Annotated in this window: 23 protein-coding genes; 8 read left to right on the forward strand and 15 right to left on the reverse strand. The window is 57.8% G+C overall.

The genetic code is table 11. The annotated features are described in order from the left end of the window. Nucleotides 1-15: 15 nt before the first annotated feature. The 10 genes from ACR0KG_RS13050 to ACR0KG_RS13095 form a co-directional block, all read right to left on the reverse strand. Nucleotides 16-831: an ABC transporter substrate-binding protein gene (locus ACR0KG_RS13050; RefSeq protein ID WP_480541221.1), complete on the reverse strand. Its 816-nt coding sequence runs from the start codon at nucleotides 829-831 to the stop codon at nucleotides 16-18. A 19-nt stretch (nucleotides 832-850) separates the two neighbouring features. Beyond that, nucleotides 851-1,585 carry an ATP-binding cassette domain-containing protein gene (locus ACR0KG_RS13055; RefSeq protein WP_480549021.1) on the reverse strand — a complete coding sequence of 245 codons (735 nt, stop codon included), beginning with the start codon at nucleotides 1,583-1,585 and terminating at the stop codon, nucleotides 851-853. Next, nucleotides 1,578-2,291, reverse strand: a complete 714-nt coding sequence (locus ACR0KG_RS13060) for an ABC transporter permease (RefSeq protein ID WP_480549019.1) — start codon at nucleotides 2,289-2,291, stop codon at nucleotides 1,578-1,580. The genes ACR0KG_RS13055 and ACR0KG_RS13060 overlap by 8 nt, the downstream gene beginning before the upstream one ends. Before the next feature lie 159 nt (nucleotides 2,292-2,450). Next, nucleotides 2,451-3,440 carry an ABC transporter substrate-binding protein gene (locus tag ACR0KG_RS13065; protein WP_480549017.1) on the reverse strand — a complete coding sequence of 330 codons (990 nt, stop codon included), beginning with the start codon at nucleotides 3,438-3,440 and terminating at the stop codon, nucleotides 2,451-2,453. Between the two features lie 62 nt (nucleotides 3,441-3,502). Continuing rightward, the gene (locus tag ACR0KG_RS13070) at nucleotides 3,503-4,348 is read right to left on the reverse strand and encodes an ABC transporter permease (RefSeq protein ID WP_480827519.1); all 846 of its coding nucleotides are present in this window, start codon (nucleotides 4,346-4,348) and stop codon (nucleotides 3,503-3,505) included. Further along, a complete protein-coding gene (locus ACR0KG_RS13075; RefSeq protein ID WP_480827520.1) occupies nucleotides 4,345-5,277 on the reverse strand; it encodes an ABC transporter permease in 933 nt (310 codons plus the stop codon). Before ACR0KG_RS13075 ends, ACR0KG_RS13070 begins: the two co-directional genes overlap by 4 nt. Further along, on the reverse strand, nucleotides 5,274-5,711 hold the full coding sequence (locus ACR0KG_RS13080) for an N-acetyltransferase family protein (protein WP_480827521.1): 438 nt from the start codon (nucleotides 5,709-5,711) through the stop codon (nucleotides 5,274-5,276). Before ACR0KG_RS13080 ends, ACR0KG_RS13075 begins: the two co-directional genes overlap by 4 nt. After that, nucleotides 5,701-6,498: an ABC transporter ATP-binding protein gene (locus ACR0KG_RS13085; RefSeq protein ID WP_480827522.1), complete on the reverse strand. Its 798-nt coding sequence runs from the start codon at nucleotides 6,496-6,498 to the stop codon at nucleotides 5,701-5,703. Before ACR0KG_RS13085 ends, ACR0KG_RS13080 begins: the two co-directional genes overlap by 11 nt. Before the next feature lie 53 nt (nucleotides 6,499-6,551). Beyond that, nucleotides 6,552-8,006 carry a dihydropyrimidinase gene (gene hydA, locus ACR0KG_RS13090; RefSeq protein ID WP_480827523.1) on the reverse strand — a complete coding sequence of 485 codons (1,455 nt, stop codon included), beginning with the start codon at nucleotides 8,004-8,006 and terminating at the stop codon, nucleotides 6,552-6,554. Between the two features lie 93 nt (nucleotides 8,007-8,099). Then, on the reverse strand, nucleotides 8,100-9,350 hold the full coding sequence (locus ACR0KG_RS13095; RefSeq protein WP_480827524.1) for a Zn-dependent hydrolase: 1,251 nt from the start codon (nucleotides 9,348-9,350) through the stop codon (nucleotides 8,100-8,102). Between the two features lie 170 nt (nucleotides 9,351-9,520). On the opposite strand from ACR0KG_RS13095, the gene ACR0KG_RS13100 reads away from it, so the two are divergent. Next, entirely contained in the window at nucleotides 9,521-10,129 is a 609-nt protein-coding gene (locus ACR0KG_RS13100; protein ID WP_480549003.1) for a TetR family transcriptional regulator C-terminal domain-containing protein, read from the forward strand. 47 nt (nucleotides 10,130-10,176) lie between these two features. Here ACR0KG_RS13100 and preA read toward each other — a convergent pair whose 3' ends face one another. Genes preA through ACR0KG_RS13115 form a run of 3 tightly spaced genes read right to left on the reverse strand, consistent with a single transcriptional unit; the run spans nucleotide 10,177 to nucleotide 13,716 of the window. Further along, entirely contained in the window at nucleotides 10,177-11,481 is a 1,305-nt protein-coding gene (preA, locus tag ACR0KG_RS13105) for an NAD-dependent dihydropyrimidine dehydrogenase subunit PreA (RefSeq protein ID WP_480549001.1), read from the reverse strand. Nucleotides 11,482-11,501: 20 nt separating this feature from the next. Further along, nucleotides 11,502-12,338 carry a methyltransferase domain-containing protein gene (locus ACR0KG_RS13110; RefSeq protein WP_480548999.1) on the reverse strand — a complete coding sequence of 279 codons (837 nt, stop codon included), beginning with the start codon at nucleotides 12,336-12,338 and terminating at the stop codon, nucleotides 11,502-11,504. 43 nt (nucleotides 12,339-12,381) lie between these two features. Beyond that, a complete protein-coding gene (locus ACR0KG_RS13115; RefSeq protein WP_480827525.1) occupies nucleotides 12,382-13,716 on the reverse strand; it encodes an NAD(P)-dependent oxidoreductase in 1,335 nt (444 codons plus the stop codon). A gap of 300 nt (nucleotides 13,717-14,016) precedes the next feature. Between ACR0KG_RS13115 and ACR0KG_RS13120 the strand changes: the two genes are divergently transcribed. From ACR0KG_RS13120 to ACR0KG_RS13130, 3 genes are all read left to right on the forward strand, one after another. Then, a complete protein-coding gene (locus ACR0KG_RS13120) occupies nucleotides 14,017-15,012 on the forward strand; it encodes a hypothetical protein (RefSeq protein WP_480827526.1) in 996 nt (331 codons plus the stop codon). A 71-nt stretch (nucleotides 15,013-15,083) separates the two neighbouring features. Next, nucleotides 15,084-16,376 (forward strand): O-acetylhomoserine aminocarboxypropyltransferase/cysteine synthase family protein, encoded by a 1,293-nt coding sequence (locus tag ACR0KG_RS13125; RefSeq protein ID WP_480541192.1) that lies wholly within the window; start codon nucleotides 15,084-15,086, stop codon nucleotides 16,374-16,376. A 3-nt stretch (nucleotides 16,377-16,379) separates the two neighbouring features. Next, the gene (locus tag ACR0KG_RS13130; protein WP_480827527.1) at nucleotides 16,380-17,090 is read left to right on the forward strand and encodes a GNAT family N-acetyltransferase; all 711 of its coding nucleotides are present in this window, start codon (nucleotides 16,380-16,382) and stop codon (nucleotides 17,088-17,090) included. A gap of 2 nt (nucleotides 17,091-17,092) precedes the next feature. Here the strand turns inward: ACR0KG_RS13130 and ACR0KG_RS13135 are convergent, their stop codons facing one another. Continuing rightward, the gene (locus ACR0KG_RS13135) at nucleotides 17,093-17,788 is read right to left on the reverse strand and encodes an SIMPL domain-containing protein (RefSeq protein ID WP_480827528.1); all 696 of its coding nucleotides are present in this window, start codon (nucleotides 17,786-17,788) and stop codon (nucleotides 17,093-17,095) included. Nucleotides 17,789-17,951: 163 nt separating this feature from the next. Here ACR0KG_RS13135 and ACR0KG_RS13140 point away from each other — a divergent pair, with 163 nt between their 5' ends. Together ACR0KG_RS13140 and ACR0KG_RS13145 are read left to right on the forward strand one after the other, a co-directional pair. Beyond that, nucleotides 17,952-19,913 carry a hypothetical protein gene (locus ACR0KG_RS13140; RefSeq protein WP_480827529.1) on the forward strand — a complete coding sequence of 654 codons (1,962 nt, stop codon included), beginning with the start codon at nucleotides 17,952-17,954 and terminating at the stop codon, nucleotides 19,911-19,913. Further along, nucleotides 19,906-20,532, forward strand: a complete 627-nt coding sequence (locus tag ACR0KG_RS13145) for a class I SAM-dependent methyltransferase (RefSeq protein WP_480827530.1) — start codon at nucleotides 19,906-19,908, stop codon at nucleotides 20,530-20,532. The genes ACR0KG_RS13140 and ACR0KG_RS13145 overlap by 8 nt, the downstream gene beginning before the upstream one ends. On the opposite strand, the gene hppD is transcribed toward ACR0KG_RS13145, so the two are convergent. Beyond that, complete coding sequence (gene hppD / locus ACR0KG_RS13150; protein WP_480827531.1) at nucleotides 20,529-21,626, reverse strand: 4-hydroxyphenylpyruvate dioxygenase; 1,098 nt, start codon at nucleotides 21,624-21,626, stop codon at nucleotides 20,529-20,531. The two genes, ACR0KG_RS13145 and hppD, sit on opposite strands and share 4 nt — an antisense overlap. A gap of 137 nt (nucleotides 21,627-21,763) precedes the next feature. Here hppD and ACR0KG_RS13155 point away from each other — a divergent pair, with 137 nt between their 5' ends. Continuing rightward, nucleotides 21,764-22,228 (forward strand): Lrp/AsnC family transcriptional regulator, encoded by a 465-nt coding sequence (locus ACR0KG_RS13155; RefSeq protein WP_353007826.1) that lies wholly within the window; start codon nucleotides 21,764-21,766, stop codon nucleotides 22,226-22,228. 19 nt (nucleotides 22,229-22,247) lie between these two features. Next, on the forward strand, nucleotides 22,248-24,128 hold the full coding sequence (locus tag ACR0KG_RS13160; protein ID WP_480827532.1) for a cation:proton antiporter domain-containing protein: 1,881 nt from the start codon (nucleotides 22,248-22,250) through the stop codon (nucleotides 24,126-24,128). The last annotated feature ends 29 nt before the right edge of the window (nucleotides 24,129-24,157 follow it).

The following is a 24,157-nucleotide window of genomic DNA, read 5'->3' on the forward strand; positions in this document are numbered from 1 at the left end:
TAGCCACAAGTCCATTCAGCGCGCGTTGGGAAAGAACACCTGCTGCCCTTGCAAGCGGTATGACTCGATGGCCATTTGTCCGTCCGGCCCCGTCAGCCAATCGACAAACCTCTGCCCGGCCTTGGCCCGCACTTTGGGATGTTTGTCCGGATTCACAAGGATCACCCCATATTGGTTGAACAGGCGCGGGTCTCCCTCGACCAAAATCTCAAGATCGCCCTGATTGCCAAAGGACAACCATGTCGCCCGATCTGTCAGCGTATACGCCCCCATACCGCTGGCCACATTCAGAGTCGCCCCCATGCCCGAGCCAGTTTCACGGTACCAGGTGCCAGACGCCTGCGTCGGATCAATGCCGGTATCCGCCCAATGCCCCATCTCGGCCTTATGCGTGCCGCTGTCATCCCCGCGCGAGACAAACACAGCACTTGCCGCTTCGATCGCCTTGAGCGCGGACAGAATGTCTGACCCACCTTTCACGCCAGCAGGGTCCGATTTTGGCCCGACCAGCACAAAGTCATTATACATCAAATCAAACCGCTCAACGCCCCAGCCATCGGCCACGAACTTCTCTTCCGCTGGTTTGGCATGCACCAGCAATACGTCGCCATCCCCATTGATCGCGTTGCGAATGGCCTGTCCGGTGCCGACAGCAACGACACGCACATCGATCCCGGTCTCAGCCTCAAAGCCGGGAAGGATATAATCCAGCAGGCCCGAATTCTGCGTCGAGGTTGTCGACTGCACAATGATGAACGGCTCCTCTGCAAAGCCCGCACCTGCCATCAGGCCAAGCCCCACTACCGCTGCGCGCAATACTGCCCGAACCATCATGATCTCCGATTTGTTGTTAGGTCACCAAGCCGCCCGCCAGATAACGGCGAGAGGCTTCACTTTCTGGGGAATCCAGAACCTGTTTGGCAGGTCCGTGTTCAACCACACGACCGCCTTGCATCATGACAATATCTGCTGCCAACCGCCGCGCCTGCCCAATGTCATGTGTCACCATGACAATTCGCACGCCGCGTGACGATGCCCGCAGGATCATGCGTTCGATCATCTGCGTCGCGCCTGGATCCAATGCGCTTGTGGGTTCGTCCAGAAATAGGGTTTCGGGCGTCGCCGCCAGCGCGCGCAGGATCGCAAGACGCTGCGCCTCACCACCTGACAGAGAACGCGCCGACTGCCGTGCTTTGCCCTCAAGCCCGCCTTCGGCCAACAACTCGACAATCCGCGACTTACGTGCTGCGCGTTTCAGGCCCTGACGCCTGAGCACAAAATCCAGATTGGCTGACACCGAACGCCGCAGAAGAACCGGCTGCTGAAACACCATGGCCTGCCGCGCCATATGAGTGGCGTTCAACGCCTCATTATCCTGCAACACTCGCCCCTGATCTGGCGAGATCAGCCCGTGCAAACACCGTAGCAGCAAGCTCTTACCCGCCCCGTTTGGGCCCAACAGCAAAGTTGGTCCCGGCCCATCCAGAACCAGATTGGAAACATCCAGCAAGGCGGAGCCATTGCGGCGGATTTGTACATCGCGCACTTGCAGGCAATTTGTCATTTCCGACACCAGATCACGCATGGCGCAACCCCTCCTGCTCGGCCCGCAGGCTGGCCGCGCTGACCATGGCATTCACGGCCACCGCAATCCCGATCAGGATCGCCCCCAACGCCAGTGCCAGCGCCAAGTTGCCTTTTGACGTTTCCAGCGCAATCGTCGTCGTCATCACCCGCGTCACGTGGTTGATGTTGCCCCCCACGATGATCACGGCCCCAACTTCAGCAATCGCACGGCCAAATCCGGCCAGCAGCGCCGTGACCAAAGCAAGGCGCGCATCCCAAAGCAGAACCGGAACAGACGCCAATCGCGACACGCCCAGCGAACGGAGTTGTTCCGAATACTCCTCGGCCAGCATCTCAACCACTTGCCGGGTCAGCGCGGCCACAATTGGCGTGACCAATACGACCTGAGCGATGATCATTGCGGTTGGTGTGTAAAGCAATTCCAACACACCCAAAGGCCCGGAACGTGAGAGCATCAGATAGACCAACAGCCCCACCACCACAGGCGGAAAGCCCATCAGCGCATTCATCAACACAATCAAAACCCGCCGCCCAGGGAACCGTGCCACCGCCAAAGCCGCCCCAATGGGCATCCCGATCAGTGCGGAAATCAGCACGGCAAACAGGGAAACTTGCAGAGACAAAAGCACAATTGCCCAAAGCTCTGCATCCCCGTTGAGGATCAGATCCATCGCCACCCTGAATTCTGATGCAAATCCTTGCATTTTTCCCCATCATCAAAGTTAACTCGGATGAAATGCGAAATTCTACATATGAATACTAACCTGATTTGACACCGAGTACACGCACAATCCCGACAGTCGGCACAAAAAAACGCGGCCCCATTTGGGGCCGCGCTAAATCAGCTTCGAGGATGAATTACCTTAGTTCAAGGCTGCATCCGTGATCTGGTGTGTCCAGGCCCCTTCGGGCTGTTTGGTGATGACCGGATCAGATCCACCTGCCAGCAATGTGCCCACGGTCCGCTCAAAATCCGCCGGGTCCAGCGCACCATTCGAACCAGCGGTTAGCTTGGCAATCTCACCCATCATGCGCTTCTGATGTTCCTCGGTTTGCGCACCGGTTGCGTCATTGTCCAAAACGATCAGAGCAGCCTCTTCCGGGTTCTCCTCGGCATATTTCCAGCCTTTCATCGAGGCGCGCACGAAACGCTGCATCTTGTCCACGAAAGCCTCATCGCTCAGGTTCTCTTCCAGCACATAGAGACCGTCTTCCAACGTTGCGACTCCCTGATCTTCGTATTTGAAGGTCACTAGTTCATCCGGGCTGACGCCCGCATCGATGACCTGCCAGTATTCATTGTAGGTCATGGTGCTGATGCAATCTGCCTGACGCTGCAGCAAAGGATCAACGTTGAAGCCCTGTTTCAGGACCTCGACACCGTTCTCGCTTTTGCCGCCGGTATCGATACCCAAGCTGCTCATCCAGCTCATGAACGGGAATTCATTGCCAAAGAACCAGACACCCAGGGTGCGGTTTTTCAGATCCTCGGGCGAGGCAATTCCGGCATCCTTCCAGCAGGTCAGCATCATGCCCGAGCTTTTGAAAGGCTGCGCAATATTAACCAAAGGCAGACCCTTTTCGCGCGCGGCCAAAGCGGCAGGCATCCATTCGACGGTCACATCTGCCCCGCCACCGGCGATCACCTGCGTTGGCGCAATATCAGGGCCACCCGGCAGAATGGTCACGTCCAGATCTTCTTCCTCGTAGAACCCCTTGTCCTTCGCCACATAGTAGCCCGCGAACTGGGCCTGCGTGACCCATTTCAACTGCAGGTTCACTTCATCTGCGGCCAGTGATGCACTGGCGGCCAGGCTAAAGGCGGCAACCGCCCCGCTGAGTAGCTTTTTCATCTTCATCTTCTCCTAGTTGCTTTGTGTGCCCCGTTTTCGAGGTCTGTTCAGTCTTCTTTTTGTTATCCGCGTTGTGAGGGGTGCCAGAAGGTCACCACCTTTTCGATACCTGCCACCAATGTATAGAACACCGTACCCGCCATGGCCGCCACTGCAATCTCGGCCCAGACCAGATCGATCGACAAGCTGCCCACCCCGGTCGAGATCCGAAAGCCCATGCCGCGCGTGGGCGATCCGAAGTATTCGGCTACAATCGCCCCGATCAGCGCCAGCGTTGTGGCAATCTTGAGCCCGTTGAAAATGAACGGCATCGCCGCAGGCAGACGCAGCTTGATCAGGGTCTGCAAATAACTGGCCGCATAGGTGCGCATCAGATCACGCTGCATGGAGTCCGCCTCGCGCAGGCCCTGTACCGTGTTCACAAGGATCGGAAAGAACACCATTACGACGACCACGGCCGCTTTGGATTGCCAGTCGAACCCGAACCAGCTGACCAGAATGGGCGCAATCCCCACGATGGGCAGAGCCGCGACAAAATTCCCGATGGGCAGCAACCCGCGTGTCAGAAACACCGACCGGTCGATAAGGATAGCGGTCAGAAAAGCTGCGGTACTTCCGATGGCAAACCCGGTGAAAGCACCCTTGAAGACGGTCTGGGTAAAGTCCTGCCACAGAATATCGGTCGAGTTCGCAAAGGTCTGCGCCACCATAGACGGCGGCGGCAGGATCACGGGTGAGACGTTCAGCCCGCGCACCAGACCTTCCCACAAGATCAGCAGTGTGACACCAAACAGCACAGGCACAAAGACCCGAACGCCCTTGGAATCGCAATAGATCGACCGCGCCAACCATGCATTCAGCCACCAGGCTCCGGCCCAGAAAATCAGCGCAAAGATCAACCAGCTCATATGCTCATCCCCATGCGCTTCAGGGTCACCCTTTGCAACACATCCAGCAAGGTCACGAGTATGCCCGCTAGAATAGCCGCCGCGAACAGAGCCGCCCAGATCGCAAGCGGCGTGCCAAACTGATCCCCGATCAATATCCGCGCACCCAGACCCGAGATTGCGCCTGTCGGAAGTTCTCCGACAATCGTACCGACAAGGGCTGCAGCGATACCCACCTTTAGCGAAGTGAATAGGTACGGCACCGAAGACGGCAAGCGCAGTTTCAAAAACGCCTGCAGCCCGTTTGCGTTGTACGTTCTAAGCAAATCCAGCTGCGAGGCAGCAGGCGACCGCAACCCTTTGACCATCCCAACCAGAACCGGGAAGTAACACAGATAGGCCGAGATGATGGCCTTCGGAACACCGCGCCCTTCGATCCCAAGTTGCGAGCTTAGGACAATGATCATCGGCGCCAAAGCCACAATCGGGACTGTCTGGCTGATAATGGCCCAAGGCATGAGGCTCATGTCCACAACGCGGGAATAGACAATAGCGACGGCCCCGAGAATGCCGACAGCCGTGCCCAGAACAAAACCCCAAAGCGTCGATTGAAGGGTGATCCATCCGTGGTAGATGAGCGATCGCTTGGACATGGCTCGCCCGCGCATCGCCATTTCACCGGTGGTTTTCCAAAGCTCCTGGCCAACTTGGACCGGGGTTGGCAGGCGCGGTCGATCCAATTCATAACCCCGCGAGACATGCGAAGGGTTCTGCGCCATCAAAACCCAGCTCGACACCTGCTGGCGATCCCGTGATAGCTCGGGTGTTACTGTTTCCCCGGCGCGTTCAGCCTGATCCAGCGATACGCGGATATTCATCGGTGCCACGGCCAAATACCAAAGCACGACAATGGCCAACAGAACCGTTATCACGGCAAGAGCCTGCTTCATGCGCGCCACTCCATCCGGAACACTGGAACCGTATCCGGGGGCACCGGCGGCTCCTCGGCTGTTACTTCGAACCCCTCACGTCGGTAGAACCTTTGCGCCGCTGTGTTGAGCGTATGCGTGGTCAACCAAAGAAAATCCCGCCCTTCCTTCGCCTTATCGACAAGGTGCTTGCCAATTCCTTGCCCGGTTCGGCTGCAATACAGAGCGCCGATCTTCTGTTCTTTTGGGTCGACCGACATGTAGCAATCCACTGGTTCACCCGCGACCCAGATTTCACGCGCGTCAAACGCCTCACCGATCATTCCCGCCAATTGATCCACCGATAATTCTTCGGGCATCCACTCGGTCTGGCTGACCCAGTCGTGAACCACGCGGGCGCATGCTTCCACATCCGCGGGCCTTGCGCGCCTGATCTGGACAGTGTCAATCATCATAGGAATGCCCTGCCCGCAGCCCGTCACGTACCCGGTGCGCGACCTCGATGAATTCCGGCGTATCGCGAATGTCCAAGGGCCGTTCCTTGGGCAACGGGCTGTCAATCACATCCGTGATCCGCCCGGGCCGAGGGCTCATGACGACGATCTTGGTGCTTAGGTACACGGCCTCAGGAATCGAGTGGGTAACGAACCCAATCGTCTTCTCGGTCCGCGCCCACAGCGCCAGAAGCTGTTCGTTCAGGTGATCCCGCACAATTTCATCCAGCGCCCCGAACGGTTCGTCCATCAGCAGGATATCGGCGTCAAAAGCCAAGGCGCGTGCGATACTGGCACGTTGTTGCATCCCGCCGGATAGCTGCCACGGAAACTTCCCACCGAACCCTCCCAGATCAACCAGTTCCAGAACCTTCTTAACGCGCTCATCCTGTTCTGCAGCCGAGTACCCCATGATCTCAAGCGGCAGTTTGATGTTTTTGGCAATCGTCCGCCACGGGTACAAGCCGGCAGCCTGAAACACATACCCGTAAGCGCGCTTGCGCCGCGCTTCATCCGGGGTCATTCCGTTCACGCTCAACGTTCCGCCGGTCGGTGTTTCCAACGCCGCGATACAGCGGAGGAATGTGGTTTTACCGCAGCCAGACGGGCCAATAAAGCTTACAAAATCACCCTTATCGATGGTCAGATTCACATCTTTGAGGGCATGGATCGGGCCATCATTCGTCTGAAAGGTCAGGTCGAGTTGCCTTGCCTCGATCACGGGCTGGGTCTTACTTTCAGTAGTCATTCCATCGCCTTGAAAAGATTGAATTTGAGCCGCCACCGAACGGCTCATACAGATCACACACCAGACGCCGGAATACCCGTCCGCTCAATGGGTCGCGGTGCTGTCAGCTCTTTCCAAGTGCTCAGCGCTTTGTTCACATGTGTATTGGCTTCGCGCGAGACGAACTTTCCGTGCCCTTCTTGCGTCTGGATCTCACCATCATGCACAGCGACCACACCACGGGTCAGCGTGAATCGCGGCAACCCGCGCACTTCTTTGCCTTCAAACACGTTGTAGTCGATCGAAGACTGCTGTGTTTCAGCCGAAATCACCTTGGCTTTGTCCGGATCCCAAACCACCAGATCGGCATCAGCCCCAACCAAAACCGCACCCTTTTTCGGGTAGCAATTCAATATTTTGGCGATGTTTGTTGATGTAACAGCCACGAACTCATTCATAGTCAAACGCCCGGTGTTCACCCCATGGGTCCAGAGCATCGGCATCCGATCCTCCAACCCGCCAGTCCCATTGGGAATCTTTGTGAAATCCCCTACGCCATAGCGTTTCTGTTCAGTCGTAAAGGCGCAATGATCCGTGGCCACGACACTCAGAGTGCCCGATTGCAGACCGTTCCACAGGCTATCCTGATGCTGCTTGTTCCGAAACGGAGGGCTCATGACCCGTCGCGCTGCATGTTCCCAGTCGTGGTGGAAATACTCGCTCTCATCCAAGGTCAGGTGCTGGATCAATGGTTCTCCCCACACCCGCTTGCCCTGCATCTTTGCGCGCCGAATGGCCTCGTGCGCCTCTTCGCAGGAGGTATGTACCACGTACAAAGGCACGCCCGCCATGTCCGCAATCATGATCGCGCGGTTGGTCGCTTCGCCTTCGACCTGCGGTGGACGGGAATAGGCGTGTGCCTCTGGGCCCGTATTGCCTTCGGCCAGCAGCTTTGCGCTCAGCTCGGCCACCACGTCACCGTTCTCCGCATGCACCATCGCGGTACCACCTAACTCGGCCAAACGTTTGAACGAGGCAAACAACTCATCATCATTCACCATCAACGCGCCCTTATAGGCCATGAAGTGTTTGAATGTGTTGATGCCGCGCGTCTCGATGACAGTCTTGATGTCGTCAAACACCTGCTCACCCCACCAGGTTACCGCCATGTGGAACGAGTAGTCACAATTCGCCCGCGTCGATTTGTTGTCCCAACGCTTGAGCGCATCCAGCAAGCTCTCACCAGGATTGGGCAGCGCGAAATCCACCACCATCGTAGTGCCTCCGGCCAAAGCCGCGCGCGTACCGCTTTCGAAATCGTCGCTGGAATAGGTCCCCATGAACGGCATTTCGAGATGCGTGTGCGGGTCGATCCCACCGGGCATCACGTAGCACCCAGAGGCGTCCAACTCTTTGTCGCCACGCAAGTCCGGCCCAATCTCGGTGATCACGCCGCCCTCAACTTTCACATCCGCCTTATAGGTCAGATCGGCGGTTACGATGGTCCCGTTCTTGATGACAGTACTCATTTCAAACTCCCTGTTGCGGTCTGCGCCGCTTGCTTCATCTGGCTAAAAATATCCCGGGGGAGTCGCGGCCTGCCGCGACGGGGGCAGCGCCCCCTATTCCACGATCTCCGCCGTCTCCACGACCGCATGCAGCAAAACATCCGCCCCGGCAGCCGCCCAATCTTTGCTGATCTCTTCAGCCTCGTTGTGGCTCAGGCCATCTACGCAGGGGCACATCACCATCGCGGTCGGCGCGACCCGGTTGATCCAGCAGGCATCATGCCCGGCCCCCGAAATGATATCTGTATGGGAATACCCCAGCCGCTCTGCCGCGTCGCGCACGGCGGCCACACAGCCCTCATCGAATTTGACCGGATCGAATCCACCGACCTTTTCGAATTCAATCTGCAGGCCCATTTCGTTTACGATATCCTCGGCCGCCACACGCAGACGATTTTCCATATCAGTGATCACCTCCAACTCAGGCGAGCGGAAATCGACCGTGAACACCACCTTACCCGGGATCACATTGCGGGAATTCGGATAGACATCAATATGCCCCGCGGCCCCAACGGCGTGCGGTGAATGCGACCAGGCAATCTCATCCACTTTTTCCAGAATACGCGCCATGGCCAGCCCTGCGTTCTTGCGCATTGGCATCGGGGTCGAACCGGTATGAGCATCTTTGCCAGTCACTGTAATCTGAGTCCAACTCAGCCCCTGACCGTGGGTGACGACGCCGATATCCTTACCCTCGGCCTCCAGGATCGGACCCTGTTCGATATGCAGTTCAAAGAAGGCATGCATCTTGCGGGCGCCGACCTCCTCCTCACCGCGCCAGCCGATCCGCTGCAATTCATCGCCGAATTTTTTGCCCTCGGCATCCTCGCGGTCATAGGCCCAATCCTGCGTGTGCATCCCCGCAAACACGCCCGAGGACAACATGGCCGGCGCGTAACGCGTTCCTTCTTCGTTGGTCCAGTTCGTCGCAACGATCGGATGCTTGGTCTTGATGCCCAGATCATTCAACGTGCGAATGATCTCTAGCCCACCCAGCACACCCAGCACGCCGTCATACTTGCCACCTGTCGGCTGGGTATCGAGATGCGAACCTACATAGACTGGCAGAGCCTCCGGGTCGGCTCCCTCGCGCATGGCAAACATGTTGCCCATCTGATCCAGTCCCATGGAACAGCCCGCTTCTTCGCACCAGCTTTGGAACAGCGCGCGCCCTTCGGCATCTTCATCCGTCAGCGTCTGTCGGTTATTACCACCTGCAACACCGGGCCCAATCTTGGCCATCTCCATCAGGCTGTCCCACAACCTGTCGCCATTGATCCTGAGATTCTGCGCCGGAGCTGCCATAGTCACTTTCCCTGTTGCTTGCGATTTGCTCGCTATTGCTGTCTTGATTTGACCATCTGGTCAAACTCACGCTATCACGGGTTCGACATCAGTCAAGAAATTGCGGTGCACCACCAAACTTTTTGGCCTAGTCCATGCGTGCCTGACGAAAAAAGAGACAGTCCAAACAGATGCCCAGCGACCGCGCCCCAACCCGTATTCAGAAAAAGAACCGCGCTGCGATTCTAGAGGCAGCGTTGAACGTGTTTTCGTCAAATGGGTTTCGCGGCTCGACGGTTGATCAGATAGCGGCAGAATCCGGACTGAGTAAGCCGAATTTATTGTACTACTTCCCGTCAAAAGAAGCGATCCATACAGAGCTTCTGTCTGGCCTGCTGGAAACCTGGCTGGCGCCACTGCACGATCTGGACGAAAACGGTGATCCGCTTGAGGAGCTTCTGTCCTATATTCGCCGAAAGCTGCAGATGAGTCAGGAGCTACCACGAGAAAGCCGCCTGTTTGCCAACGAGTTGGTTCAGGGCGCACCGCGCATTCACGAGGCTTTGTCTCAGGATCTCAAAGCATTGGTCGATAAGAAAACCGCGCTTCTGACCGGGTGGATGGATCAGGGCAAAATCGCGCGGGTGCACCCTTATCACTTGATGTTTTCGATCTGGGCCCTGACCCAGCACTACGCAGACTTCGAAGTTCAGGTGCGCGCGATCCTGGGCGACGAAGACCCGTTCGAAGGCGCAGAAACGTTTGTCGACACCCTGTATCGCAAGCTTTTGACACCTTGAACTAAGGGACCGCACCAACGGCCCCTCAAAGATCTGCGCAAACCTGTTCATTCCGCGGCCTTGGCCATCGGATTGTTGGGATGCGTTGTCCAGTTTGCATAGTCCGGCTGAACCTCGCGCCCGGTACGTGGGTCAACCTCTCCTGCTGCCATCGGCTCCATCGAAATACAGCCCTCTACTGGGCAGACATCGACACAGAGATTACAGGCTACGCATTCTTCGTCGATCACCTCGAACACCCGGTCCGGCGACATGGCGATGGCCTGGTGGCTGGTGTCTTCACAGGCGGCATAACAGCGACCGCATTTGATGCACTGGTCCTGATCAATCTTGGCCTTGGCGATGTAGTTCAGGTTCAGATACTGCCAATCGGTTACGTTGGGGACCGCGCGACCAACAACTTCTGAGACTGTGGAATACCCCTTCTCGTCCATCCATTTGGACAGACCCGCCGTCAGTTCATCGATGATCTTGAAACCATAAGTCATGGCCGCTGTGCAGACCTGTACGTTGCCGCAACCCAGCGAAATGAACTCTGCCGCATCACGCCATGTGGTAACGCCACCGATACCTGAAATGGGCAGACCATGCGTTTCCGCATCTCGCGCGATTTCCGAAACCATGGACAGCGCAATCGGCTTCACCGCCGGACCGCAATACCCGCCATGGCTGCCCTTGCCATCAATCGAAGGTTCGGGGCTGAACGTATCCAGATTGACGCTGGTGATCGAGTTGATCGTGTTGATCAGCGACACCGCATCCGCGCCGCCATTCTTGGCCGCCGCCGCGGGTTTGCGAATGTCGGTGATGTTCGGCGTCAGCTTCACGATCACCGGGCGGTCATAGTACATTTTGCACCAGCGGGTAACCATTTCGATGTATTCCGGCACCTGACCGACGGCTGCGCCCATGCCCCGCTCGCTCATCCCGTGCGGGCAGCCGAAATTCAGCTCGATTCCATCCGCGCCGGTCTCAGCCACGCGGGGCAGGATGGCTTTCCACGCGCCCTCCTCACACGGCACCATGATTGAGGCGATCAACGCCCGGTCCGGGTAGTCCGCCTTGACCCGCGCCATTTCCTCGAGGTTTACCTCAAGTGGTCGGTCGGTGATCAGTTCGATGTTGTTCAGGCCCAGCAACCGCCGATCTGCGCCATAGATCGCACCGTAACGCGGCCCGTTCACATTCACGACCGGAGGGCCCTCGGCCCCCAGTGTTTTCCAGACCACGCCGCCCCATCCGGCCTCAAAGGCGCGGCGGACGTTGTATTCCTTGTCGGTTGGCGGGGCCGAGGCCAGCCAGAAGGGGTTGGGGCTGGAAATGCCCAGAAAGTCTGTCGTCAGGTCAGCCATGGGTACTCCTTTCCGGCTCCTCAGCCGGTTTTCTTGAAAATCATCTCGGTCGGGCGAATCCGCCCGGCATGCAGGTTTGCGACGTAGTTTTGGAATTTCTCGGGCGCCGTCTCGCCCATCATCAGGTGGATGCCTAACGGCGCAGGGCCGCTTTCGGCAATCTTTGCAAAGACTTCCTCGAAGAACTTAATTGCAAACTCGGTGCGATCCTTCTCGACCTCCAACGCAAGCCCCGCCGCTGTAGCCGCATCCTTGTAGACCACGGGCGCATCAACAAAGGATGTCTCAGCGACGCTTGACCAGGGCAAAGGGAACGCCAGAGGTTCGTCTGTTTCACCTGCCATCACGTCGAAAAGCGCGAAGCTGCCACCTGTTGCCAAAGCGCGCGCAACCTCGGCGAACAGTCCGGCCTTGTCTTCGATATTCATGCCCACATGCAACATAACTGCCAGATCGAACCCAGCATCCGGCACTGGCATGTCCAAAGCGCTGCCGACGTGGAATTCGACCTTGTCGGAATGGCCGACAATCTGGCTGAGTGCCGCTGCCGTTTCGACAAACTCGGGTGTCAGGTCGACCCCCGTCACCGTCGAGTCATACCGATCCACAACGTAACGAGACGTCCCGCCGATCCCGCAGCCCACGTCCAGCACCCGCGTCGCATGGGTCAAAGACAATTGGTCAAACAGGTGATCGGTCGCCAGAACGCCGCCCGTGTGGAACTCGTCACCAGCTTTCAGGTCGGCGACCGTGGCCGCATCCGGGTCCACGCCGCTGGCTTTTAGCGCATCGCGCACGCGGTCCGTCAGGGCACCGGTGGTATAATGTTTGGCAACTGCGTCTTCGATCTGGGACATAACGATACCTCAGCGAATAGGTTGGCTTGAAAGCCTCACCCTATCACGAAACCAGGCTCGCGTGGATGTCCATCGCCGCATCCCGGCCTTCGGCCACGGCGGTCACGGTCAGATCTTCGCCCCCGGCCGCACAATCTCCACCAGCCCAGACACCGGAGATGGAAGTACGTCCAGCCCCGCTGACGGCGATCTTGTTGCCGTCCAGTTCCAGCCCTTCGGGCGCGCCATCCAGCGTCTGACCAATGGCTTTCAGAACCTGATCCGCCGGCAGCCGAACCGTCTCACCGGTTCCGGTCAACTGACCGTTTTGGTTCGAAGTGTATTCAAGCTCGATCTCGACTGCGGCACCGTTGCCATGCACCGCGACAGGCTGAACATTGGTCATAATCCGCACGCCGTGCGAGGCCGCAAGGTCCTGCTCGTACCGGCTGGCCCCCATCGCGTCGCGCCCACGACGATAGGCGATCGTGACCTGCTCGGCCCCTAGCAGCTTTGACTTCACCGCCGCATCAACAGCCGTCATGCCGCCGCCGATCACAACCACATTCCGACCGACCGGCAGATCAGCAAGATCCGAAGCTTGCCGCACGTCAGAGATAAAATCGACTGCCGGGCGCACGCCGTCCTTTTCCACACCCTGTGCCCGCAGAGCATTCACACCCGCCAGACCGATGGACAGGAAAACGGCATCGTAATTTTCAGTCAGCCCCTCCAGAGAGAGGCCCTCGCCCAGCAAAGAACCGGTTTCGATAGCGATACCGCCGATTTTCAGCAGCCAGTCCACCTCGGCCTGTGCAAAGTCATTGGTCGATTTATAGGCCGCGATTCCATACTCGTTCAGACCACCCGGCTTGGGCTTGCCTTCGTGGATCACCACATCGTGGCCCAGCATGGCCAGCCGATGGGCGCAAGCGAGACCCGCTGGTCCTGCGCCAACAACGGCCACAGTTTTGCCGGTCGCCGCAGCGCGTTCAAAAGGATGTTCGCCAGAGGCCATCACATCATCGGTTGCGAAACGCTGAAGCCGCCCGATCTCAACTGGTTTGCCTTCGGCGGCTTCGCGCACGCAGGCCTCTTCGCACAAGGTTTCGGTCGGACAGACCCGAGCACACATGCCACCCAGGATATTCTGGTCCAGAATGGTCTTTCCCGCCGATTGCGGCTGACCCGCCTGTATCTGGCGGATGAACAACGGAATATCGATATCCGTCGGACAGGCCGTCACGCATGGCGCGTCGTAACAGAAATAGCAGCGATCTGCGGCCACGGCGGCCTCATGCGGGGCCAAAGGCGGATGCAGATCCGTAAAATTCGATGTCAGTTCATCGCTGGAAAGCCGCCCGGAAACGATCCCGGGTGCCATCTGGCCCTGTGCCATCGCTCTACTCCCTGTAGATATGTTTGTTGTGACCTCAGCTTGCCACAAATCGAAATTTTATCAATTGGTAAAATTTATCAATTGGTCAAAATTTTGAAAATGCACGAGATTTCGTTCGAAATATCGGCGTTTTCGCAGGTTTTTGGCAATAAACTAGGCAGCGCTGACACGCTGAAGTGCTGCAACTCGGGTTGGCATTGGACAACCCGCGCACCACAAACGACTTTTGACGCCCTACACCGGTTGCTGTAAGCCCAATCTCAGATGCGTGAGATCAACGCATGTTTAGGACGGGCACAGATGCGGGCAGCTTCGCAAGACTTCAATATTGTCATCATTGGTCAGAACAACCGCCTGCAATATGAGGCGGTCCTGTTCGCCGCCTCGCTGCGCTATTCGGCACCCGACTTCAAAGGGCGTCTGTTCGTTGCCTCGCCAAATCCAGGCCCACGCTGGAACCAGAACCCGGCCATTCAAGATCAGGACGTGCTAAAGGCCCTGAAACAGCTTGATGCGGAAATCCTGCCTTTTGACAATCATGTCTTTGGCGAAAGCTATCCCAACGGGAACAAGATTGAGGCGCTTTTGGCCCTGCCCGAAGGCGAACCCTTTGTTTTCTTTGATACGGATACCCTGATCAACGGCGATCTGAGCAGAGTTCCTTTTGATTTTGACCGCCCCGGCGCCTCGCAAAAAGTCGAAGGCACATGGCCCAAGCCCACGCTTTACGGGCCAGGGTTTGAGGGCATCTGGTCTGCGCTTTATCGCCGTTTTGATCTGGATTTCGACGGCTCGATTGATACCGGCCAACCGCAGGGCCACTGGCGTCGGCATTTGTATTTCAACGCAGGCTACTTCTTTTACAAATGCCCACGTCAATTTGGCGAACGATTTCTGGATTATGCGCGCACCATCCGGGATGAACACATCCCGGAATTGATCGGGCAGAACCTTGATCCTTGGCTGGATCAGGCCGCTCTGCCCCTTGTGATCCACTCTTTTGGCGGAGGGCGCGATGCACTGCCCGACGGATTGCTGGATGGCTCAGTCAGTTGCCATTATCGCCTGTTCCCGCTGCTTTATGCCCGCGAGAGCGATAGTGTGATCGACGTTCTTGAAACCGTCGTGGCCCCGAACAAGGTCAAGAAGGTTCTCAAGCAATATGATCCGATCAAAAAGCTGGTGATTCAGGGCAAGGGTCAGAAAATCCGGAAACTGTTTGATCGCGATGCCCTGCCCAGTCGCGAACAGGTGATCCGCAACAGGATCAAAGCACAGGGCCTCTGGATGCGCTGAAAGCGGCGTTGTGTGACAGCGGGCAATGCCCTACAGATTTCGCAAGTTCTAATTCGACAGGAGAGTTTACGATGTCCGACGGCCCTACCTATGGTTTCGACACCCTACAGATTCACGCGGGCGCACGCCCTGACCCGGCAACCGGTGCGCGCCAGACTCCGATCTATCAAACTACCGCCTATGTGTTCCGCGATGCCGATCACGCGGCAGCCCTGTTCAATCTGCAAGAAGTGGGCTTCATCTATTCTCGCCTGACCAACCCCACAGTGGCTGTGTTGCAGGAACGTGTCGCGACGCTTGAGGGTGGCGTTGGCGCGGTCTGCTGCTCCTCGGGTCACGCGGCGCAGATCATGGCGCTGTTCCCGCTGATGGGGCCGGGTTGCAACGTGGTGGCCTCGACCCGCCTGTATGGCGGCACGGTCACGCAGTTCAGCCAGACGATCAAGCGCTTCGGTTGGTCGGCCAAATTCGTCGACACCGACGATCTGGAGGCCGTGAAAGCCGCCATTGACGAAAACACCCGCGCGGTGTTCTGCGAATCCATCGCCAACCCCGGCGGTTATGTCACCGATATCCGATCGCTGGCGGATGTGGCGGACGCGGCAGGCATTCCGCTGATCGTCGACAACACCTCGGCCACGCCCTACCTGTGCCGCCCGATTGAACACGGCGCGACTCTGGTCGTGCATTCGACCACCAAATACCTGACTGGCAATGGCACGGTCACCGGTGGCTGCATCGTGGATTCGGGCAAGTTCGACTGGTCGGCGAATGACAAATTTCCCTCGCTCAGCCAGCCCGAGCAAGCGTATCACGGGTTGAAATTCCATGAGACATTCGGCCCGCTGGCCTTCACGTTCCACGGCATCGCCATTGGTCTGCGTGATCTGGGCATGACCATGAACCCGCAAGCAGCGCATTACACGCTGATGGGGATCGAGACGCTGTCGCTGCGGATGGAGCGCCACGTCGAAAACGCCCAGAAGATCGCCGCCTGGCTCGAGGCGGATGACCGGGTCGACTACGTGACTTATGCGGGCCTGCCCTCGTCGCCTTATCACGACCGGGTCAAGGCTCAGTATCCGCGCGGCGCTGGCGCGTTGTTCACCTTTGCCGTCAAAGGCGGCTATGACGCCTGCATCAAACTGGTCAACGCTTTGGAGATCTTCAGCCACGTCGCCAACCTCGGCGATGCGCGCTCGCTGATCATCCACTCGGCGTCGACCACGCACCGCCAGTTGACGCCGGAACAGCAAGAGGCCGCAGGAGCCGGTCCAAACGTTGTGCGCGTTTCCATCGGGATCGAGGATGCCAACGACCTGATCGCCGATCTGGATCAGGCTTTGGCCAAAGCCAGCGCCTAAGCCATGAGCGGGCATGAAACCAACGCGCTGGGTCAACCCATCGGTCTGCCGGTCACGGGCGAGTTCCCTCGCCCCACACCACCCTATACCCCGATGGAGGGCCAGTATTGCACGGTCGTGCCGCTGGATGTGAACCGACATGCGCCCGGATTGTTCCGGGCGTTTGCCAATGATGCCGATCACCGGAACTGGACCTACCTGCCCTATGGGCCGTTTGACACGGAACGGGCGTTTGAAACCTGGGCGCGTGCCACCTGTATGGATGCAGACCCGATGTTCCATACGGTTCTGAATGCGGAGGAGGTGCCGATCGGTATGGCCTCATATCTGCGGATCGAGCCCGCAGCGGGTGCGATCGAAGTGGGGCATATCCATTTCTCACCCCTGTTGCAGCGCACACCGCAATCGACCGAGGTTATGTATCTGATGATGAAACGCGTCTTCGACGAGTTGGGCTATCGCCGTTACGAGTGGAAATGCGATGCGCTGAACGCACCGTCTTGTGCGGCGGCCAAACGGCTGGGCTTTACCTTCGAAGGGATATTCCGCCAGGCGACCCATTACAAAGGACGCAATCGGGACACGGCGTGGTTTTCGATACTCGACAGTGAATGGCCCCGCATCCGGGGCGCATTCGAGGCTTGGTTGTCGCCTGACAATTTCGACGCGACGGGCCAGCAACGACAGCCGCTGATGGCCCGCGCCGACAACTGAGCTTACTCAGAAATCTCGAACTCCATCGAAACGCTGACGGATACCGTGATCTCACCGCCTGCTACGGGCACTCCACCAGTGTCGGCGACGCTAAAGGCGCGCATCTCTGCCATGGGCCGGACCCCTCCGGTGCGCTCGGAAATCGACTGAACCGGACCCAGCGTGACATTGGCCGCTTGCGCCAGTTGCTCGGCCTTTGACGTGGCTTCGCCCACGGCTTTGGCGCGTGCCTGAACCTCGATAGGTTTGGTGTCCTGCAGACCAAAGCTCAGCCCGCCAAAATCATTCGCCCCGTCCTGAATGACCGCATCCATAATCTGCCCAAGCTGAGACAGGTCGCGCACCCGGACAAAAACACGGTTCGAAGCGACAAACCCCGTGATCTCGGGCGGCTCTCCGTTCTGCTGATTGCGATTCGACCAAACCGGTGAGAGCGATAGGTCGCGTGTTTGCACATCCCGATCCTCGATCCCCATATCTGTCAGACGGGACAGCACCTGTGCCACTGCATCAGATGTGGCTTTCATCGCGACCGACGCTTCGGCATCCTGATTGGTCACACCCAGTGTGATCGTCGCCATATCAGGTGCAACTTGCACGGTTCCAGTCGCGTCAACGGTAATGCGACGTTCTTCCGCATGGGCGATACCAGCGGCAGTTGCGGCCATCATGGCGGTCAGAAAAGCGAATGTCTTCAAGGTCATCCCTCCAAATTGTTCCCGTTCAACATGGGTTGGCAGGGCTTTGCGATACAAGGGGAGAGGTTGCGTTTTTCTTTCCCTCGGCGGGTTCCTGCTCTACTGTCACTCTGCAAGCGTGTGATCGTTTGCGCTGATGATATAGTTATGGTTCTCCGGGAATATGAAACCCGCCTTTACGCTATCTTTTTCTGCAACCGGTATTTCGTTGCACCACCTGTCTGAAGGTGAGTGGTACGAGATCGGCACTGTATCGCTGGATGCAGATGACCTGAACGGGCAGATACAAGCGCTGCGAGATCAGGGTTTTGCACTGGAAAACGACCTGAGTTGCAATGTGGTTATCCCAGCGGATCAAATCCGCTATCTCACGATTCCATCGGAAGATCTGTCTACTGACGAACACGCGCAAATGGTGCAGGACGCGTTGGTCGATGCCACGCCATATGAGCGCGATGATCTGAGTTTTGCCTCGATCACCAAAGACGGCCTAATCTATGGCGCGGCAGTGGCACGCCAGACCTTGGACGAAGCGCATAGCTTTACCACCGAGCATGGATTCGTGCCGGTCGCATATACTGCTGAGCCGAGTGAAGATGAGTTTCCCGGCGCGCCGGTGTTTGATCTGGATGCGGAACCGCTGATGGCAGCTCCAATTGCGTCGCCACAGGCCAGTCCTGCCCCCACAAAGCCGGACCCCAAAGAAGACGTCGGTTCGTCGGCGCCCAAAGTTCACGCGATAGCGGAAACCGCCGCCCCGGACGCGTTTCGCGCGCCTGCTCCATCGCAGGGTGACTCAGCAAGCAGCAGCGCGGGTCTCAACAAATTTGCCCTGCCTGCGATCGCAGCGACGGGTTTGTTGGCTCTTGTGATTGGCGCGTGGTCCCTTCTCGGATCGCCGGAAGAGGAGATTGTGGCCGAGGGAGACTTGGAACCTGAAACCACATCCCCTGAGGCTGAAATGGCCGCTGATCTGGCGGTAGACATCCTGCCGGAAGTGCCTGAGGCAGAAAATACCGAACCTACGATAGAATCCGCGCTTGAAGACGATCAGGTGGCGACTGTAGAGCCCGCACCCGAGGCGACAGCCGAAGATCAACCCGCCTTGTCTGCGACCGATGCGGCGATCCTTGAGGCGTTGAAGGTAGAACCCACGCCGGTCGAGGACGTTGCACAGGAAACCGAGACGGCTCCGCAATCTGAAATCGCCACAGGTGTTGTTGAGACCGCCCCAGCACAGCCCGAAGAACCAGTTGCCGTTGAACCGGACGATCTGTATTTGGCTTCGGTTGGCAAATCCGATTTTTCCAACGACGCGGTGGCCCTGGCACCGTCAGCGAGTTTTGAAACAGATCAGCCCTTTGATCTGCCCGCTCTGGCGCGCGCCTCCATCCCCGGGTTTGATCTGGATGAGCGCGGGCTGGTCACCCCAACGCCCGAAGGCACGCTGAACCCTGATGGCGTGCTGGTCTATCTCGGCCGCCCCTCGTCTGTGCCGCCAGCAGTACCTTTGCGGTTCGAACAAGAACCGGTGGTCGAGGAAACAACCTCGCGCTTGGCCGGAATACGGCCCAAGCCCCGCCCTGAGAACCTGCAAGATCAATTCGAACGTCAGCAACTGGGCGGCAGATCGTTACAAGAACTGTCTGTGTTGCGGCCCAAGCAACGCCCCGCTTCGCTACAAGCCAGCCCCGAGGTGGATGACACCCCGACTGCCTTGGCCGTCGTACTTGTTCCGCGTCCCAAGGCACGCCCTGCAGGGCTGGTTCGGACTGCGGCGGCCGCACCGGCGACCAATCTGGGATCAACCGCCGGGCTGGATCAGAACAGTGGTGGGGCCGAAACCTTCGAGCCCAAAACCGTTGCCCCCAAGATCCCCACGACCGCATCGGTGGCGCGGCAAGCGACCATCGACAACGCGATCAACCTGCGCCGCCTGAACCTGATCGGGGTCTACGGCACACCAGCCAACCGGCGCGCCTTGGTGCGCTTGCCCAGCGGACGATACAAGAAACTGAAAGTGGGTGACCGAGTCGACGGCGGCAAGGTCGTCGCAATCAGCGACAGTGAGTTGCTATATCAAAAGAAGGGTCGCAACGTGTCCCTCAAGATGCCGCGTGGATGATCATTTTGCGTATCAAAGGCGCGTTTTTGAAGGGTACGAACACTCTGCTCTTCAGTTAATTTCGTCTTACGAGAACCTGTCGCAGGAGGCCGTACTGGGCCCTCTTGTCGATTTTCTGCCCGGCCCTGATGCGCATGTTTTGGATGTGGGTGCGGGTCCTGGTGCGTTGGCTGCCTGGCTGGTTGAACATGGGTTTCTTGTCACGGCCGTTGAACCCGTCGCCCGATTCCGAGATCACGCTCAGACCAGCTATCGCCACCTCGAGATAGAGTGGTTTGATGCAAGTCTGCCAAATTTGACCAACTTACCCAAAGACCAAACCAGCTTTGACGCCGCCCTGGCAATCGGAGTGCTACATCATCTAAATCCGCAGGATCAGAAAACCGCTATTGAAGCACTGGCTACACGGCTGAAACCATCAGGCCGCCTGATCCTGTCACTGCGCCACGGCCCCTGCCCTGTGGACAGACCGGGGTTTCCAATCTGCGCCGACGATCTAGTGACCGTCGCGCAGCACGCCGGGCTAAAGGTTCTTCATCGCTCCGGCCACGCTTCCCTTCAAGAGGGAAACAGGTATGCCGGAGTGACTTGGACTAAGCTTGCGTTCGAAGCGGACTAAGCCGCTGAAATCTCGCCGCTTTCGATCTGCTCGCGTTCAATGGACTCGAACAAGGCCTGAAAATTCCCCTCTCCGAACCCATCATCGCCCTTGCGCTGAATGAACTCAAAAAAGATCGGGCCGATCACGGTTTTCGAGAAAATCTGAAGCAAAATCCGCGTCTCACCGCCATCCACCACGCCTTCGCCGTCGATCAGGATGCCATGCTTCATCATCCGGTCCAGCGGCTCGTCATGATCTTTCACGCGGTCCTTTGACATATCATAGTAGGATTGGTTCGGGCCTGGCATGAACTTTAGCCCCTTCTCGGCAATCGCGTCGGTCGAGGCATAGATATCCTCGCTGCCCACCGCGATATGCTGGATACCTTCGCCCTTGTACTTCTTGAGGTACGAGACGATCTGGCCCGTTTCGCCGCGATCTTCGTTGATCGGGATACGGATACGGCCGCAAGGCGAGGTCAACGCGCGGCTATAAAGCCCCGTGAACTTGCCCTGAATATCAAAGAACCGGATTTCGCGGAAGTTGAACAAGTCGCCATAAAACTTGAACCACTTGTCCATATTGCCCTTAAAAACGTTATGAGTCAGGTGGTCGAGGTAGTAGAACCCATCACCGCGTGGTTTGGATTCCTTGATCCATTCGAATTCCTGGTTGTAGGGCGATGTGTCGTAATACTGATCAATGAAGTAGATCAGCGACCCGCCAATCCCTTTGATCGCGGGTACATCCATGGTTTTGTCCGCGCCATCATAGGGTTCGGCCCCTTTTGAAACCGCATGCTCATACGCCTGCTGCGCATCGACAACCCGCCAGCCCATTGCAGGCGCACAGGGGCCGTGTTCGGCGACAAACTTTGCGGCAAAACTCTCAGGATCGGCATTGAGGATATAAGTCACGTCCCCTTGCTGCCACAGCTCGATCAGGGGTTTTTTCTTGTGACGCGCAACAAGGTCATAGCCCATGGTCGCAAACAGATCCCGCAATTCCTGCGGGTTGGGATGAGCGAATTCGACGAACTCGAACCCGTCGGTTCCAGCCGGGTTCTCTGCGCTGATGATGGATTTCGGGGCGTTATGCGGGAAAGGACCCATGGCGCGTCTCCTTAATAACAGGAATTTCTTTGCTGATTCCAAGATATGTCTTAAACAACGCTGTTTCTGCGCATTGTTTTCAGATAAACTATGTTCATACGCGCAAAACACGCGCGATTTGGAAATAATACGGTGAAATGCCGCAAGCACTGGATCATATCGATATCGGATTGTTGGCCGCGCTCCAGCGCGATGCGCATCTGACCGCCCAACAACTGGGCGAAGTACTAAACCTGTCTGCAAGTCAGGCCGGTCGCCGCCGCCAACGGCTGGAGGCCGAAGGTTACATCACCGGCTATACCGCACGGCTGGATCCGTTGAAACTGGGCCTGCAAGTCCAGGGTTTTGTTCAGGTTCACCTCGGCACGCATGGGCCGGATCAATCGGCCAGCTTTGCTCGTTTGGTGGATGCCCGTCCCGAAATCACCAGCGCCTGGACGATGACCGGAGAGGCGGATTACCTGTTGCATGTCTATTGCGACGATCTATCTGCGCTCAACAGCTTGCTTCATCAGGTGATCCTGCCGCATCCTGCGGTTGCACGGGTTCAAAGCCAGATCGTGATGGACCAATTGAAACGCGACGCCCCCCTGCCGACCTGAGCAGGCAACGAGGACACAAATGGACGATTTCCTATACCAGGCATCTATATATCTCGCCGCTGCGGTGATTGCCGTTCCGTTATCGGCGCGTCTGGGATTGGGATCGGTTCTGGGATATCTGGCCGCCGGTCTTATCATCGGTCCGGTTCTAGGCCTTGTTGGGGCTGAAACCGAAGATCTACAGCATGTGGCCGAATTCGGTGTGGTCATGATGCTGTTCCTGATCGGGTTGGAGCTGGAACCGCGTGCGCTTTGGGATATGCGGGACAGGTTGTTGGGACTGGGCGGATTGCAGGTTCTACTGTCCACCGCAGTGATTGCGGGCGTGGCGATTTATGCCAGCCACCCCTGGACCGTGGCGCTCGCCGTTGGCCTGACCCTATGTCTGTCTTCAACCGCGATAGTACTGCAGACCCTGTCTGAAAAGGGACTGATGCAGACCAATGGCGGGCGCGCGACCTTCTCGGTTCTGTTGACGCAGGATATTGCGGTCATCCCGATCTTGGCGATGTTGCCCTTGCTGGCACTGCCCGCCATCCCTCATATCGAGGCCGACGGGTCAATTGATCGCGGTGCGGGAGATCACCTGCATGATGCGCATCACAGCCTGTCCCTGGTCGAAGGTCTGCCCGGCTGGGCTGTCACATTGGTGACGATCGGAGCCGTCGCCTTTGTCATTTTGGCCGGTGTCTACCTGACCCGCCCGCTGTTCCGCTTCATCCACGCCACACGCCTGCGCGAGATGTATACCGCGTTGGCCCTGATGATCGTGGTTGGCATTTCCTTCCTGATGACGCTGGTTGGCCTTTCACCTGCTCTGGGCGCCTTTCTGGCGGGCGTTGTTCTGGCCAGCTCGGAATTTCGGCATGAGATGGAAAGCGACCTTGAGCCCTTCAAAGGCCTGTTTCTGGGCCTTTTCTTCATCACGGTCGGGGCTGGAATCGACGTTGGCTATTTCTTCAACGACCCGTTTGATCTGATCGGCCTTGCCCTGCTGGTGATCCTGGCCAAGGGTGTCATCCTCTATATTGTCGGCAAAGCCTTTAAACTGAAAGGCCGTGATCACTGGTTGTTCACCCTTGGCTTGGCGCAGGCGGGTGAGTTCGGTTTTGTCCTTCTGGCCTTTTCACGGCAACAGAATGTGATCCCTCAGGACCTGGCGCAAAAACTGCTTATGATCATCGCGTTGACCATGCTGATTACGCCGCTTTTGTTCATCATCTACGACCTGCTGTCGCGGAAGCTGGGCGAGACAACAACCACGATGGAACCGGACGAGATCGACGAAAAAGGGCCGGTGATCATTGCGGGCATTGGACGGTTCGGTCAGATCGTCAATCGCCTTGTGGTGGCCAGCGGGTTCAAGACCATCGTTCTGGACCATGATATCGAGACGATCCAGCTGATGCGTCGGTTTGGCGTGAAAGGGTTTCTGGGTGACCCAACCCGGCCTGAGCTTTTGCGCGCAGCGGGGTTGGACAAGGCGTCGGTTCTGGTAGCCGCGATGGATGATCGAAAGACGGTGACGCGACTGGTCGGATTTGCCCGCCGCCAGCGCCCGGACCTGCACATCATCGCCCGCGCCCATGACAGGACCCATGTGTACGAGCTGTATCAGGCTGGGGCCAACGATATCGTGCGTGAAATGTTCGACAGTTCACTTCGCGCTGGTCGATACGTATTGGAAAACATCGGGCTCAGCGAATACGAAGCCGCGCAGGCGGAACAGACCTTCTATCATCACGACCGGGCATCTGTGCGCGAACTGGCCGAGCTGTGGGTGCCTGGCATGCCCACGGCGGAGAACAAGAAATACATCGAACGGGCGCAGTCTTTGGAGAAAGATCTAGAGACCGCGCTTCTGGAACTGGCCGAAGAACACGCCAAGAAATCTGCCTGACCGGGGGCTGCCCGGACAGGCCCTTTGTT

This window comes from Ruegeria sp. H4, from assembly GCF_056533065.1.